At 40.5% G+C, this 14,289-nt stretch carries 16 protein-coding genes; 8 read left to right on the top strand and 8 right to left on the bottom strand.

All coding sequences use genetic code 11. The features are described 5' to 3' along the window. Positions 1-6: 6 nt before the first annotated feature. Both PY091_RS02990 and PY091_RS02985 read right to left on the bottom strand, forming a co-directional pair. Positions 7-336: a PadR family transcriptional regulator gene (locus PY091_RS02990; protein ID WP_036385693.1), complete on the bottom strand. Its 330-nt coding sequence runs from the start codon at positions 334-336 to the stop codon at positions 7-9. A gap of 232 nt (positions 337-568) precedes the next feature. Continuing rightward, positions 569-1,051 (bottom strand): DUF4870 domain-containing protein, encoded by a 483-nt coding sequence (locus PY091_RS02985; RefSeq protein WP_275648270.1) that lies wholly within the window; start codon positions 1,049-1,051, stop codon positions 569-571. 167 nt (positions 1,052-1,218) lie between these two features. Here PY091_RS02985 and PY091_RS02980 point away from each other — a divergent pair, with 167 nt between their 5' ends. The 4 genes from PY091_RS02980 to PY091_RS02965 all read left to right on the top strand — a co-directional run bounded on the left by PY091_RS02980 (position 1,219) and on the right by PY091_RS02965 (position 3,487). Continuing rightward, on the top strand, positions 1,219-1,674 hold the full coding sequence (locus PY091_RS02980) for a DUF4442 domain-containing protein (RefSeq protein ID WP_275648269.1): 456 nt from the start codon (positions 1,219-1,221) through the stop codon (positions 1,672-1,674). 111 nt (positions 1,675-1,785) lie between these two features. Beyond that, positions 1,786-2,586, top strand: coding sequence for a TIGR00266 family protein (locus PY091_RS02975; protein ID WP_275648268.1), 801 nt, complete (start codon positions 1,786-1,788; stop codon positions 2,584-2,586). A 14-nt stretch (positions 2,587-2,600) separates the two neighbouring features. Next, positions 2,601-2,756, top strand: coding sequence for a hypothetical protein (locus PY091_RS02970; RefSeq protein WP_275648267.1), 156 nt, complete (start codon positions 2,601-2,603; stop codon positions 2,754-2,756). 77 nt (positions 2,757-2,833) lie between these two features. Beyond that, on the top strand, positions 2,834-3,487 hold the full coding sequence (locus PY091_RS02965; RefSeq protein WP_275648764.1) for a DUF2461 domain-containing protein: 654 nt from the start codon (positions 2,834-2,836) through the stop codon (positions 3,485-3,487). On the opposite strand, the gene PY091_RS02960 is transcribed toward PY091_RS02965, so the two are convergent. Continuing rightward, entirely contained in the window at positions 3,484-5,040 is a 1,557-nt protein-coding gene (locus tag PY091_RS02960) for a M81 family metallopeptidase (protein ID WP_275648266.1), read from the bottom strand. The two genes, PY091_RS02965 and PY091_RS02960, sit on opposite strands and share 4 nt — an antisense overlap. Positions 5,041-5,124: 84 nt before the next feature. Between PY091_RS02960 and PY091_RS02955 the strand changes: the two genes are divergently transcribed. Then, positions 5,125-5,712, top strand: a complete 588-nt coding sequence (locus PY091_RS02955; protein WP_275648265.1) for an NUDIX domain-containing protein — start codon at positions 5,125-5,127, stop codon at positions 5,710-5,712. Here PY091_RS02955 and PY091_RS02950 read toward each other — a convergent pair. Beyond that, positions 5,706-6,989 carry a D-alanyl-D-alanine carboxypeptidase gene (locus PY091_RS02950; RefSeq protein ID WP_275648264.1) on the bottom strand — a complete coding sequence of 428 codons (1,284 nt, stop codon included), beginning with the start codon at positions 6,987-6,989 and terminating at the stop codon, positions 5,706-5,708. The two genes, PY091_RS02955 and PY091_RS02950, sit on opposite strands and share 7 nt — an antisense overlap. 119 nt (positions 6,990-7,108) lie before the next feature. Between PY091_RS02950 and PY091_RS02945 the strand changes: the two genes are divergently transcribed. Further along, positions 7,109-7,306, top strand: a complete 198-nt coding sequence (locus tag PY091_RS02945; RefSeq protein ID WP_275648263.1) for a hypothetical protein — start codon at positions 7,109-7,111, stop codon at positions 7,304-7,306. Between the two features lie 32 nt (positions 7,307-7,338). Here the strand turns inward: PY091_RS02945 and PY091_RS02940 are convergent, their stop codons facing one another. Together PY091_RS02940 and PY091_RS02935 are read right to left on the bottom strand one after the other, a co-directional pair. Then, entirely contained in the window at positions 7,339-8,280 is a 942-nt protein-coding gene (locus PY091_RS02940) for a LysR substrate-binding domain-containing protein (RefSeq protein ID WP_275648262.1), read from the bottom strand. Between the two features lie 141 nt (positions 8,281-8,421). Next, the gene (locus PY091_RS02935) at positions 8,422-8,841 is read right to left on the bottom strand and encodes a DUF2141 domain-containing protein (protein WP_275648261.1); all 420 of its coding nucleotides are present in this window, start codon (positions 8,839-8,841) and stop codon (positions 8,422-8,424) included. Positions 8,842-9,052: 211 nt separating this feature from the next. Between PY091_RS02935 and PY091_RS02930 the strand changes: the two genes are divergently transcribed. Further along, on the top strand, positions 9,053-11,215 hold the full coding sequence (locus tag PY091_RS02930; protein ID WP_275648260.1) for a TonB-dependent receptor: 2,163 nt from the start codon (positions 9,053-9,055) through the stop codon (positions 11,213-11,215). A 1-nt stretch (position 11,216) separates the two neighbouring features. Here PY091_RS02930 and PY091_RS02925 read toward each other — a convergent pair whose 3' ends face one another. Beyond that, a complete protein-coding gene (locus tag PY091_RS02925; RefSeq protein WP_275648259.1) occupies positions 11,217-11,639 on the bottom strand; it encodes a DoxX family protein in 423 nt (140 codons plus the stop codon). 108 nt (positions 11,640-11,747) lie between these two features. Next, a complete protein-coding gene (locus tag PY091_RS02920; RefSeq protein WP_275648258.1) occupies positions 11,748-12,227 on the bottom strand; it encodes a GNAT family N-acetyltransferase in 480 nt (159 codons plus the stop codon). Between the two features lie 267 nt (positions 12,228-12,494). Here PY091_RS02920 and PY091_RS02915 point away from each other — a divergent pair, with 267 nt between their 5' ends. After that, positions 12,495-14,282, top strand: coding sequence for a PorP/SprF family type IX secretion system membrane protein (locus PY091_RS02915; protein WP_275648257.1), 1,788 nt, complete (start codon positions 12,495-12,497; stop codon positions 14,280-14,282). The last annotated feature ends 7 nt before the right edge of the window (positions 14,283-14,289 follow it).

Genomic DNA, 14,289 nt, shown 5'->3' with positions numbered 1-14,289 from the left:
TTGATTCTATTTTGTGTTGGTTACCAGATTGACTGCATTTCTTAGTTCGTCCCAGGTGCCGTTGAGTTCGTTAAGGAACAACTGGCCTGTTTCGGTGAGCGCGTAATATTTACGGGGTGGTCCCGATGTGGATTCTTCCCAACGGTAGTTGAGCAATCCGGCGTTCTTAAGCCTTGTGAGCAAAGGGTATATGGTACCTTCCACTACTAACATCTTTGCGTCTTTCAAGGCTTCCAGAATTTCTGAGGCATACTTGTCATCATCCTTTAGGATGGACAAGATGCAATACTCCAGAACCCCCTTGCGCATTTGTGCTTTTGTGTTTTCTATGTTCATAATTTCATGGTTCTAAATTTATGCTGAACTGGGTTCGGCATCTGATTAACAGTTCGTTTTTGTTCTACCAAACTTTTGGTTTGGTTACGTTTCCACTCCATTCCCCTGAATTGGGCAGGGGAGTGGAAACGGTTCTTTGATTGATGATTGTTTCTTTCGTTTTTTGATTGATGGTTAAACTCCTTTTTCTTTGATTGATGATGAATGCTTTGGAGGTGATTAAGCTCCTGTGTTATTTGATGAATTTTATGGTAAACGGGTATTTAAAATATTCTCCGTCATTGGTTTTAATAGTGGCCAAAATGGTAAATACAATGTTTACAACCGCTAGGGCCACTTGTAAAAAACCTGATATGCCTACAGGCCAAAACAATCTTCCAAACCTGAAATCGTCACTATCAAAGTGAATATTAAGGTTGTTAAAGTCACTCAGTCCATTGAACCCGTAAAAGTTCCAATCGAACAAGTCTGGCCAAAATCCGATAAAAAATGGGATGGTGACCAAACCTGCCACGATGGAGTAAAGCAACATACTAATTTGAAAATTAAGAGCCTGTTTGCCATTGTAATCGACAAACGCGTGCTCTTTTTTGTTGGCGGTCCATAAGATCAACGGAAGTATAAAGTTTCCAAAAGGAATAAAGTACTTCGAGAACATGGACGCGTGGATGATCGCGGATAAATTTCGTTCGTGTTTGGTGATTGTAGTTGCCATTTTTGATTGATGTTTTTTGATTGTAAAAGGGTTTACCTATTAGCTTACCATGCAAATATATATCCAAAAGATGGTACTATGCAAAACAAAGTACTATAAATTAACAAAAAATTAACAATATTCAATACCATCTTTTTACCTATTTTTAGCGGAACTAAATAAATCGTATGGCACTTACACCCAGTAAAATCAATATGTTCACTTTTATGAAACTCCCTTCGGCATGGTGGACGGGTATTCGACTTAAATATATAGATGAGAAAAAGGCAATAACCACGGTAAAACATAAATGGATCAATCAAAATCCTTTTAAATCCATGTTTTGGGCCGTTCAAGGAATGGCCGCCGAGTTGAGTACCGGCGCATTGGTGATGAACGAAATACAGAAAAGTGGCAAAAAGGTCTCCATGCTGGTGGCCAACAATAAAGCCACCTTTACCAAAAAGGCTACGGGACGAATCAATTTTACATGCGAGGATGGCGAACTGATTGCCGATGCGATAAGAAAGACCGTTGAAACTGGAGAGGGGCAAACCTGTTGGATGAAAGCCGTAGGTGTAAACCAAGATGGGGTAGAGGTATCCACCTTTCATTTTGAATGGACAGTGAAGGTGAAGGGATAGTTATGGCTAAAGGTTTATGGCATAAGATTGAGTACATCTGTTTTCTTTAAACTGTAACAAAACAACCATTTCCCCAACATATAAATAGAAATCAAAAAACATCAATACAAAATGAACGCACACGAAATAGACTTCCACATTTACGGCGAGGAAATGCAATATGTGGAAATAGAACTGGACCCTCAAGAAGCTGTTGTTGCCGAAGCAGGCACTTTTATGATGATGGACCAGGATATTAAAATGGACACCATCTTTGGTGACGGCTCCAACCAAGATACCAGTGTTTTGGGCAAGGTATTCTCTGCAGGTAAGCGATTGCTCACAGGTGAAAGCCTTTTTATGACCGCTTTCTTAAACGTTGGTCAAGGAAAAAAACAAGTAAGCTTTGCTTCGCCCTACCCAGGTAAAATTGTTCCTATCGACCTATCTGAAAAAGGAGGGAAGTTTATCTGCCAAAAAGATGCTTTCCTGTGTGCGGCCAAAGGCGTTTCCGTGGGAATTGAATTCTCCAAACGTCTGGGACGTGGTTTCTTTGGAGGTGAAGGCTTCATTATGCAGAAACTGGAAGGCGATGGCATGGCCTTTGTGCACGCTGGAGGAACTATGGCCAAAAAAACATTAGCTCCCGGTGAAGTCTTAAAAGTGGATACGGGATGTATTGTTGGTTTCTCCCATACCGTAGATTACGACATTGAATTTATTGGAGGCATCCGAAATTCCGTTTTCGGTGGTGAGGGACTTTTCTTTGCTACATTACGAGGTCCTGGAACCGTTTACATTCAATCCTTACCATTTAGTAGATTGGCCAGCCGTGTATGGGCCGCTGCACCGAGAGGTGGCGGAAAGGACAAAGGCGAAGGCAGCATCTTAGGCGGTCTTGGTGATTTGCTCGATGGGGATAATAGATTCTAGAAGAATGAACCTTGATGACATTTCGAGCTGTCATCCTGAGCGCAGTCGAAGGAGCAGTCGAGAAATCCGTTATCAAGAAGTCAGGAGTTAGGAGAGCCGAGGTTCAAGGTCATGCTGAACTTGTTTCAGCATCTCATCAAAAAATGGATTCCGAATCAGGTGCGGAATGACAAGCGCCCAACTCCAAGAATCCAACCTTCCGAAAATCCAACATCTGATATCTAAAAAAATCACTTCTTTTGTGGATATGAATTTCAACGACCTGTTCCATTTTCTGGAAGAATTGCAGCTAAACAATAACAAGGAATGGATGGATGCGAACCGTAAATGGTACAAATCCCTCCGTAACGATTTCATTGCTTGGCTTGATGATTTGGATATGACCATGGCCCAGCTCCATGATGATTATTACCCAACTCCGGGCAAAAAGGGCATCAATCGCATCAACAATAATTTGATGTTCCATCCGAACAAACCTATTTATAAGGACCATTTTGGTGCTGGCTTGGACAAAGCGCCCAATTCTGCCGATTTTTATATTGAAATAGGCTTGAAAAATTGTTTGTTGGCCGGCGGTCGTTGGCGACCCGATTCCAAAACCCTTCGCAGTATTCGTGATGCTATCGATTACAACGGGGAGGAATTGCAGGCTATTCTTGATAAACCTTCTTTCAAAAAAATGTTCGGTGGTTTATATGAAGATGAAAAACTGGTGTCATCCCCCAAAGGATTTTCCAATGACCATCCGCACATTGAATTGTTGCGTAACAAAACCTTCGCGGTAGAATATGGCTTGACCAAGGAGGACGTCCTCAGCAATGATTTCAAGGAAAAAATCGTTGAGGTTTACAAGGAAATGCTACCCTTTCGTCAATATTTGAACCAAGCAGTTACCGTTTAGTCCAGCTCGTCCGAAGCCTTGATCAATCGTGCCGACAGGTCTGGGCGTTCCATATCCTTATCATAAGGGAACATGGGCCTGATGATTCTTTTGTGTCCCAAACGCTCTAAGTCTTGATCCACACCGCCAGGCGTCAACATCATGATCCAGTCGCCCCTCATATTGTAAAGTTCGGGCACTAAATATCCGATTTTAACCACAATAATATCCGTTTCACTAGGGGTCAGCCCCAAGTTGGTAAAATCAGATTTTCTGTGATACGGCTTCCTTTTTTTGGTAACGATGACATGGGCATTGTCCACTTTTACCACTACTTCGGTCTCCGCATGAACATCTCCATGTTTAATGGCGGTCACCTCTCCGGTCAATTCCAGAGGTGGGGCATATCTGTCATCAATTGCAGCACCAACGGGTGCACTTACTTGTCCGCCAATACCAACTTTTATGGCTTCCTCAACCAGTTTAGGTCCCGGAATGGATGCATAAATCAAAGATTTTCCATCTGCTGCATGGAATTCCTCACGTTTTAAAAGTTCTGTCAAGGTCCAGGTAACATCCCCAGCACCACCTGCGGTAGGGTTATCGCCCATATCACTCAACATAAAAGGTTTTTTATCACCAGCAAGGGCAAGTTCCAAGGCTTCTTCATAGGGTTTTGTTGGTGCGACAAACTCAAACTCCTCGCGGACATCCCAAAAACTATTGGCCAGTTTTTCCGCTCCTTCGGTTACCTGCTCTTGGTCATCACCAGTTACCATCACCACGGCATGGTTTCGTGGTTCATCCGCCCACGCGTAGCCAATCCAAATAGCGGCATCGATTACACCTTCTTGTTGCTCTACTTCGGGAACTTTGGCATAGAGACTTTTTCCAGGTTCCACTCGGGTACTTGTTTTTTCGCCGGGCAACAAAATAGGTACTGGTACCCAAGCTTTATATGCAGGTTTTCCTTTTCCATTTTCCAATCTGGTGACCAAGTTTTCCACGGCTCTTTTACGCGATTCTGTGGCATCCTCGTGCGGTGCCATTCGGTAACAAGTTATCAAATCGGAGTGTTGCGCCAATCGTTTGGACACATTGCCGTGCAAGTCCATGGAAGTGGATATCAACACATCGGTCCCTACCACTTCGCGTATTCTTTTAATGAGGTCACCTTCCGGGTCGTCCAATCCAACAACGCTCATCGCACCGTGAATGTCAAAGAAAAGACCGTCATAGGGCATGTTTTCTTCTAGCATGGTCAAGGTTTTGCCTACCAAAGATTCATAAGCTTCTCTGGTGACCGTACCACCTGGCAACGATTTTCCCACTAAAGTGGGAACCCATTCGGCCCGTTGCCTCAAAGAAGAATCTACTTCCATAAACGGGTAACGGTTAAATATGGAATCCCCAATTTTGGGGTGGAATGCTTCTTCATGGGTAAGGGCAGGTGAAAATGTACTGGATTCAATCCCTAGTCCTGCAATAGCGATTCTGGGCAGTTTTTTTTCAGTTTTTTTCTCACAGCCCATCAATAGGGCAAAAAGGAATAGAATAAGTATGGGGTTACGCATATACATTGGTTTGGTCGGTTTCAATAATGCATAAATATCGTCATTATTGGCATAACCTTTATATTTAGAAAAAACTTATTCACTTTGGCTAGCGATAGAATCAGAAACATGCACAGGGAGTTATTATCGGACAATTGGTACTCCCTTGAAAAAATAACTTTTGAATATTTACGGGATGACGGTATTTGGGAAAAACAAATTCGTGAAGCGTATGATCGTGGCAATGGAGCTGCCATTCTTTTGTACAATGTTGAAAAGGGCAAAGTAGTATTGACAAAGCAGTTCCGGATGCCCACTTATGTGAACGGTAATGAAGATGGAATGATGATAGAAGTATGTGCAGGCCTTTTGGAAAAAGGCAATGCCGAAGAAACCATAAAGATGGAAGTAGAGGAGGAAACAGGTTATAAAATAGATAAAGTGCAAAAAGTGTTTGAATCCTATATGTCACCTGGTTCGGTCACCGAAATACTTCACTTTTTTATCGGAGCCTATGAAGATGACATGAAGATAGGAGAAGGCGGTGGTGCAGAAGATGAAACGGAAAATATAGAGGTATTGGAAATCGATTTTGCTAAGGCCATAGCCATGATGGAATCTGGTGAAATTAAAGATGCCAAGACCATTATGTTACTGCAATACGCGCAAGTTCAAGGAATATTTGATCAGTAGTTTTCATAAACCTTTTTTAGATTGGAGTAGATGGTTTCCCTAATTTCTTTGGATGGGACTCTAAAATGATTGTTCATAAAACTGAAGATAAGCAGCTTCCCCGATTTGGTTTTTAGGTAGCCGCTTAGATTGTAATTATTGCCCACAGATCCCGATTTGGCAAAGAGGAATGGTTCCGTTGTCGTGTCTTCCCATTGCTCAACAGTGTTATCGGGGCCCCACATTGGAAAAATGGCGAATAAGCGCTCTTCTGGAATTTCATTATGGAGTTTTTCAAGAATTTGTACAAAAGACCTTGGTGTGAACAAATTGTATCGGGAAAGTCCCGAACCGTCTACCCAGCGTGGTCGGTGTTCCAAGTCTTTTAGTTGGGTGTCCAACATATAATCAATGACATTTTTGGTGCCCAGGGTATCGGAAATGGTGCCCGAAGCAGCCAACAGCAATTGTTCGGCCAAAAAGTTATCGCTTTTAAATAGCATGCGTTTGTAAATGGAGTCGGTCTCCATACCGTACAGTGTTTGTTTTTCTCCTTCGGGGAAATGCTGGGTCAAGTAAATTTCTTTTCCCAACACTTCCTCCAACAACTTCTTGGTTAAATCATCACTGATTATATAAGGAATCTCCATAGTATCCTGTTCCTTTGGTGCTATGTAAAATTGGTTTTTAAATTCTATTCGGTTTATGGTGGTATCCTTTAGTATAGTTTGATTTTGAAAAATTTTAGGGGTAACCTTTAATTCTTCCTGTTTTGAAATTGTAGCTACATTCCCGTAAAGAGGCAGAGGAGATTTCTCTGGGGAGAAATAGGTGTCGTAATCTTCCCATGCCCAACCAGGACCATATCGTTTTTCATTATGATTTTTAGTGTAAAGTGCTATGGTTTCTTGGTGTTGTAACCACTGTATCGCGGTACTGTCCATAAAATATGGATGTAACCAAGAAGGGTCGCCAGTACCTTGAATAAAGAGCGTGTCGTTTGCCACAACATATTTTAAAGTAGGAATGTTCTTGGGAAGTAATTTTTGAGCTGTATAAAAGGTTACAATCTTTGTGTTACTGGCCGGGGTGAAATATTTATTGGCATTGTGGGCATATATTTCCTTTTGGTTTTTGGAGTCGATGATCAGTAAGCCGTGAAAGGAATTTTCTGTTCGATTGTTGTTAAAAGTTGCGTGGAGTCCCTTCTTAACCGAACTACAGCCGGAACATAAAAAAAGTGCTAAAAAAGCACTGATAACCAATGTTTTAAAATATAGTTGGTGCGAATTATACATTTGTGCCGTTCATCGATTTTAACACCAAGTTATTCAATTTTTAACTGGAACTTAGGTTTTATAAACATCTTTTTTTCTAATTTAGAAGACAACCAATTACCCAATATAATCAAATTAATATGCCTAGAGCTATGTTAGATTACACCAAAACAATCCTTCAAAAGGTGAGTTTTGATGCTAAACTCTTCACTAGGGAACTTCAGAAAGCAATTTCTAGATTGTTACCAAATGAAGTAGAGGAATTGAAAATCTGGTTGCAGTTTTTTATTGTTGACAAACCAGAATTACAACCAACATTGTTATTATTAAAAGTTTAAACACTAACGAGAGCCGCTGAAAAGCGGCTCTTTTAATTTTTGGCCAAAGGGCTGATGATTTTCACATCCTGAAAAGCAATGGCTCCACGAACTATACTTGAGATAACTTCTCGTAGTGCATCCGTAATTTGAATCTTTAGTTCGCTTTTGTGATAGATCAAACTTATTTCCCTCGCTGGGGTCGGGTTTTGAAAAGATTTGAGGTTGGCTCTTTTTTCTTCTTCCAGATGTAATGTGTTCAAATAGGGCAAAAGTGTCATTCCCATACCCTCATCAGCCAAACTGACCAAGGTTTCAAAACTTCCACTTTCAATTTTAAATTGTTCGCCAACACCGCTCTTTGAAGCTTTGCATAGATTGATCACACCTTCCCTAAAACAATGTCCATCCTGCAGCAATAGAATATCGTTAACGTCCAAATCGTCCATCGTAAGTTCTTTTTGCGATGTCAATCGATGGCTTTTTGGGACGTATCCCACAAAAGGCTCATAATAAAGCGGACGTTCTTTTATAAATTCAATTTCTAAAGGTGTCGCTGCTATACCTGCATCTAAATGCCCGTCCAAAATATTTTTGATCATGGTTTGTGTAGATTGCTCTTTTATGATCAAATTCACCTTAGGATATTTTTTAATAAAGGCGTTTAAAAACATGGGAAGCAAGGTGGGCATAACAGTAGGAATGATTCCTAAGGTATAATCCCCTCCAACAAATCCTTTGTCCTGATCCACGATATCCTTGATACGCTCCGCCTCGGCCACAATATTTTTTGCCTGTGCGACGATTTTTTTGCCCACTTCCGTAATTGTGATGGGTTTTTTGCTCCTATCGAATATGAGCACATCGAGTTCGTCTTCCAATTTTTGCACCTGCATGCTCAAGGTAGGTTGGGTAACAAAACTCTTTTCTGCTGCCAAGGTAAAATTCTTGTGTTCGGCAACCGCCAATACGTATTGAAGCTGGGTAATCGTCATTCAATTATAGATTTATGGCATAAAAGTATAAAAATCCATTAGGTTAATCTATAGAAAAAAAGGAATCGTTAAACGGTAAAGTAAGACCAAACAAAAAGCCTGCTTTCTGCAGGCTTTCCATTGATTGATGATTGTGTTTTATTAGAATCGAATGCTCATTTCCAAATTTTCATCGCCAACGGTGAACATTGCACTTTTAAAATCGGGTGGGCCCAATGTCATATCGTTCCCGGACATACCATAACTTTCTTTTGGCATACCGTTCGATTGATAATCCATACGATTGTTCTCATTAACATCGTGCAAAGCCATGATGGCATAATCTCCTGGAACTACATTGGTAAACGTAAGGATTACTTTTCCATCCTCGATCTTACTCTGCGTATTTTGAATACCAGGTCCTTTCATGAATGTTTCAGCGGTATGGAGCCCCGCTAGAATATTTCCTTCGTTACTGGTAATGTTATCAATGGTAACGATGATGTCTACTCCGGTTTTTTCTTGTGCCATGGCAACAATACTTACAAATAAGAAACTTAAAGCTAGTGTAACAGTTTTCATAATGTTTGTTTTTGATGTTTGTATGCTCCAAAATTCTGGAAGTCAATCCATTTTAAAAATTCATTACTACCGAAATGTCGATTTTTTGGAGTGAACTGCAAACTGAGATTTCTAGTTCAATTCAGCTATTAAAAACTACAATTGGGTATTTCGTTTTGGTTTGGCCTAAAGTACTGGGGCAAATTTGTCCTGTCAAACAAAACGAACAGTCATGAAAATCATCATCAACCTAATCACATTATTATTAAGTACCGGAATTGTAATGTCACAGCAGACCATATCCGGTAGGGTAACAGACGCAAAGAACAATCCAATTGAAGGGGCCAATATATATTTGGAAGGCACATACGATGGAGCTTCCTCCGACGCCAATGGAAATTTTAGTTTCGAGACCTCCGAGGAGGGTTTGCAAACACTTATCGTTTCTATATTGTCCTACGAGCCCCATTATGAGGCAGGGGATGTGTCCTACTTTAAAGACCTCCAAATTAGATTGATAGAATCCGTTAACTCTTTATCGGGCGTAACCTTGACTGCCGGTACATTTGAGGCCGGGGATAATTCCAAGGTATCTGTATTAAAACCCATGGACATTGTAACCACTGCCGGAGCTGCAGGTGATTTTGTAGCAGCTTTACAGACGTTGCCGGGAACTTCCGCGGTTAACGAGGACGGGCGTTTGTTTGTGAGGGGTGGGACCGCAGGCGAGACCCAGGTTTTTATTGATGGATTGCGTGTTTTTCAACCCTTTAATGCCACACCGAACAATTCACCTACCCGTGGACGGTTTTCTCCATTTCTTTTTAAAGGAATTTCCTTTAGTACAGGGGGGTATTCTGCGGAGTATGGTCAAGCTTTGTCCAGTGTGCTTTTATTGAATACTACCGATGTACCACTGCAGGAAAAGACGGATATATCCATTATGAGCGTAGGTGGAGGTGTGGGGCATACCGAAATTTGGGGCGACCAATCTTTGAGCATCAACACATCTTATATGAATCTTGCTCCATATGAAGCATTGATTCCATCCACGCAAGGGGTTCGATGGAACAGTCCATTCGAATCCATTTCGGGAGAAGCTGTTTTTAGGAGTCAGGGAGAAAATAGTATGTTCAAAATGTATACAGGATTCAATCATACGAATTTGGATATTGAGCAGGAGGATATCAATTTTGAAGATTTTGTCCGATTTCAGCTTAAGAACAATAACCTGTACTTTAATTCTTCCTATAAATATTTTTTTGCCAATGATTGGAGCTTGACCTCTGGGGCCTCCATAGCCTGGGATACAAATGATATTGGTATAGAGCAGGATAAGCTCAATGCCAAGGAAACATCAACCCATATCAAGGTAAAGGCCCGAAAAAACTTCAGTAACAGGTACGATTTGAGTTTTGGTACGGAATATTTCAGGACCGAATATGACGAAACATATTCCGATTTGGATATGGGTGAGTTCAATAATGGGTATTCCGATGGTCTGTTCGCAGCCTTTGCAGAATCCGATATTTTCCTGTCCAATAAATTTGCGATGAAGTTGGGCATTCGCGCAGAGCATAGTAGCCTATTGGATGGCTTTGAGGTTTCGCCACGGGTTTCCTTGGCATACAAGCCAGGAGAGGATGGACAGTTTTCGTTGGCGTACGGCGATTTTTACCAGAGACCATTAACCGATGTTGTAAAATTCGAGAATCAACTCAAAATGGAGAAAGCCTCGCATTATATTTTAAATTATCAATACATCAAAAACGGAAAAACGTTTAGAACTGAACTTTACTACAAGGATTATGATCGGTTGGTTAAGTTTGATACAGACTTGCCACAATTCAATTCAACATACGATAATATGGGAAATGGATATGCGAAAGGCGTAGACGTTTTTTGGCGGGACAGTAAAAGCATTGCTAATTTGGATTATTGGGTTTCCTATTCTTTTTTGGATACACAACGGGATTACCAAAACTTTCCTCAGAAGGCCACCCCAAATTTTGCACCTAAACATAATGCATCTTTGGTCACCAAGTATTGGGTGGATAAGCTCCGTTCCCAAGTTGGGCTTTCTTATTCTTATGGATCGGGCAGACCATACCATAACCCAAATTCGCAGGGATTTATGCAAGAGAAAACCAAGTCGTACAATAATTTAAGTTTTAATTGGGCCTATTTAATAGACCAGCAGAAAATCCTATACTTTTCCGTGAGCAATTTGTTGAGCATCAATAATATTAGCAATTACCAATATGCCAATACACCGGACATGAATGGAGTATTCAACAGAAGGGCGGTAACGCCGCCTGCGGATAGTTTTTTCTTTGTTGGATTCTTCTGGACGATCAGTACTGATAAAAAAAGTAATCAATTGGACAACCTATAGGTTATTGTTGCATTTTAAGGTAGTAATCCACGGAATGCTTCCCAGAACCGTAAACAATAAAAAACAAGGATGTTACCAAAACGATTATAGCCAATAGCAGATAGTTTGTATTCATTTCTCCCAAAAAATTGGTGAGAATGGCACCAAAAATAATCGGTAGCTGTGCAATGGCCGCCCATCGGGTAAGTAACCCAACTGTAATGAGGATGCCACCCACAAAATGCGCCGGAATTAAATAGTGAAGTAGAATCATTCCACCTGGCACGTCTTGGAACGGGCGTGCCAATTTTTCCATTTCGTCGTGGTTGGTCATAAATTCAATACCCTTAACAAAGAAAACAATGCCGAGCATTACACGAATCAGGTCCAAAATAAGATAGGTATGGGCATTTGCCCATTTATTAAGCTTTTTAATGAGACCCATGGTGATGAACTTAGAGGTTTGAATCTATAAGATACTCGTTTTGAGTCACATATAAAAATTAATCTATAAAAACCGTAGGAATTATATGGTTTCTAATATGGGAGAACGCTATACATCGGATATTGTAAGTTCCATTTGTATGTCACTTCTTGTATAAGGAGATGGTATTTTTGTAATCTCCTTAAAACCAAGTCTTTTGTAAAGAGAAAGTGCAGGGCCCAGTATTCGATTGCTTTCCAAGAACAATTTTTTTGCCCCCATTTGCCTGGCCTTTTCTATTATATGCATCCCCAATAATTTGCCAATGCCCTTACCCTGAACTTTTGGGGATACACCCATTTTCGAGAGTTCAAAATCATATCCCTCATATTTACATGGAATCAGTGCGCATACCCCAACTGGTTCTTGGTCCAATAAAGCCACTGCAATGTATCCTCCCTTGTCCAAAATATATTCTTTGGGATGTTGAAGTACCTTTCGGTCCATATCTTCCAGCTCAAAGTATTTGATGATCCACTCTTCATTGAGTTTTCTAAAATCCTCTTTGTAAATTTCCGAGTAGGGCACAATGGTGCAATGAATATCCATTGGATCAGGGTTTGCAGTTTCGTTAAAATTAATTTGATTTTATCAATGAATATCAATTGAAGTATGCTTTTCATCGAATGGAACGCTCGAAGTATCAAATCAATAAACCGTTCAACGAAAAAATTATCACTTGGACGATAAAATATGTAGATTTACATTAGTATTAGTCATAAAATTCTTACAAGTCCCAAATCTTGCGAATGAAACTACTAATAACATATCAACCTGTCCCAATCAGGAATATTAACCTACAAATCCCAATCGGCTATGGAGATAAAACTACCCCCGTTTTTTCAACTTACATTCCCGTTCCAATTTAAGCACTCTATTTATGCGCTTTTGGTTGTGTTTTTATTAGGTCATCCCATTCAGGCCCAAGAAGAGAACAATCCTTATGTAAGTTATGATGTGCCTTTTCAAAATTTATTGAAGTTCAACCGATTTTTGATCAATCCCACATTCTCTTCTATTCGTGAGGATAAGTCTTACATCAACTTTTTTCATCGAAGTCAAGGTGCTGATTTCGATAACAATCGCCAAAACTATTTTTTGAGCTATAGTGGTAGACTTAGCGATAGGATAGGTTTGGGGTTTAGTCTTTATAACCAGCGAGAGGGCGTAATTTCCAATTTGGGAGTAATGGCCAATTACTCTCATGGCATACAATTGGGAGAAGAGAGCAGCTTAACTTTTGGTGTGAATATTCCTTATTATGTGAGTAGCTATGATCCTAGTAGGGCTATCGCTTTAGAGGAAGATCCATTGTTGAGTCAGGCTAGTGAAAGCTCCATTATATCCTTTCAGCCAGGTCTTAATCTTAGTTTAGGCAGTTTTGATATTGGTGTATTTGCACAAAACTTGGTGGATTATAACTTAAAGTCCGGTAAATCCTTGACCAATCTTAACCAAAAGACCTTTTCCGGTCATATTCAATATGTGTATGAATTGGAGAATGGAAGGGGTGTTTTCGAAGATGGTAGGGTAATGCCGTTGGCACGTGCTCGCTTTGAAGGTAATGAGGACCCAGTTTTTGGTGGTGGTGTAATTTTGGACCTTCCTAAGTTGGGATGGATTCAGGGTGGTTATGATCAATTTTATGGTGCTTCGGCAGGAACTGGTTTTAATCTTAACCAAAGATTGTCCTTCGGATATAATTTTGAAAAGAGCCTAAACAATAGCATAGCCAATCTTGGGGTTACCCACGAAATCTCTATTGCGTATTCTTTTATTCCCAACCTTTCTAAAAATACCTTTATCGTAAACGATGATGAGGAGAAAAAGAAAATCGAGAACTCAGCTGTTGCCGAGGCGGACGGTGCCACCGAGGAAACCAAACAAAAGAGCAAGTTGGATGTTCAGACCACTTTGAGACCTTATAACAAAGAGGAAAGGGCGTACTGGGAAGAGAGAATTGCCCAATTGCAGGAACAACAAGAAGATAGTTATGCCGTAATTGACGATTTATTGTACAAGATGGACTCGATGCAACAAAGCAGAGAGGATGAGATGGAAAAGCGTTTTGAAATGGTAATGCGTTTGGTGAAAAGGCATAATGGAGACGATATCCCCGGAATAGAGGCCAAAGCTCAAAGACTTTACCTCGCGGAGAATAAAGATTTGGATTCTGTTTACAACGCAATTGAGGCGTCCACTGCCAAGGCGCTGGCTCAAAATACCAAGACCAAGTCCACTTCTACTGAAAAAAATAAAGAAGGTACTTTTCATGGAGGAGCCTTTAAACCCATAGAAAAGTTCATCAATTTGGATGGGGTAGGTCAAGGGCATTACATCGTTGCCAACGTTTTTAAGAACGAGACCTATCTTAAAAATTTTATGGAAGACCTTAAAAGCAAAGGTTTGCAAGCACAATATTTTAAGAATCCCGATAACGGTTTAAACTATGTGTACTTGGCTAAATATGATGAAAATGAAGCTGCTTATGCGGCCTATAAATCTCAAATGAAGGGCAAGTACCAAGATGAACTTTGGATCATGCATGTAGAGAACCCAAGATATTCGAATTGGGCAGATGCAATTTTTCAGGATATAGAATAAAGTGCGG

This window comes from Flagellimonas okinawensis (assembly GCF_029194005.1).
GTDB lineage: Bacteria > Bacteroidota > Bacteroidia > Flavobacteriales > Flavobacteriaceae > Flagellimonas > Flagellimonas okinawensis.
The sequence above is the reverse complement of the archived record's forward strand: the minus strand, read 5'-3'. Positions and strand labels throughout refer to the sequence as shown.

Bases quoted from the DNA above. Each gene is read 5' to 3' on its own strand.
- PY091_RS02945 (WP_275648263.1), top strand. From the start codon at position 7,109: ATGCCTAGAGCTATGTTAGATTACACCAAAACAATCCTTCAAAAGGTG.
- PY091_RS02940 (WP_275648262.1), bottom strand. From the start codon at position 8,280: ATGACGATTACCCAGCTTCAATACGTATTGGCGGTTGCCGAACACAAG.
- PY091_RS02925 (WP_275648259.1), bottom strand. From the start codon at position 11,639: ATGGGTCTCATTAAAAAGCTTAATAAATGGGCAAATGCCCATACCTAT.
- PY091_RS02990 (WP_036385693.1), bottom strand. From the start codon at position 336: ATGAACATAGAAAACACAAAAGCACAAATGCGCAAGGGGGTTCTGGAG.
- PY091_RS02975 (WP_275648268.1), top strand. From the start codon at position 1,786: ATGAACGCACACGAAATAGACTTCCACATTTACGGCGAGGAAATGCAA.
- PY091_RS02935 (WP_275648261.1), bottom strand. From the start codon at position 8,841: ATGAAAACTGTTACACTAGCTTTAAGTTTCTTATTTGTAAGTATTGTT.
- PY091_RS02985 (WP_275648270.1), bottom strand. From the start codon at position 1,051: ATGGCAACTACAATCACCAAACACGAACGAAATTTATCCGCGATCATC.
- PY091_RS02915 (WP_275648257.1), top strand. From the start codon at position 12,495: ATGGAGATAAAACTACCCCCGTTTTTTCAACTTACATTCCCGTTCCAA.
- PY091_RS02980 (WP_275648269.1), top strand. From the start codon at position 1,219: ATGGCACTTACACCCAGTAAAATCAATATGTTCACTTTTATGAAACTC.
- PY091_RS02960 (WP_275648266.1), bottom strand. From the start codon at position 5,040: ATGCGTAACCCCATACTTATTCTATTCCTTTTTGCCCTATTGATGGGC.
- PY091_RS02920 (WP_275648258.1), bottom strand. From the start codon at position 12,227: ATGGATATTCATTGCACCATTGTGCCCTACTCGGAAATTTACAAAGAG.
- PY091_RS02930 (WP_275648260.1), top strand. From the start codon at position 9,053: ATGAAAATCATCATCAACCTAATCACATTATTATTAAGTACCGGAATT.
- PY091_RS02965 (WP_275648764.1), top strand. From the start codon at position 2,834: ATGAATTTCAACGACCTGTTCCATTTTCTGGAAGAATTGCAGCTAAAC.
- PY091_RS02950 (WP_275648264.1), bottom strand. From the start codon at position 6,989: ATGTATAATTCGCACCAACTATATTTTAAAACATTGGTTATCAGTGCT.
- PY091_RS02970 (WP_275648267.1), top strand. From the start codon at position 2,601: ATGACATTTCGAGCTGTCATCCTGAGCGCAGTCGAAGGAGCAGTCGAG.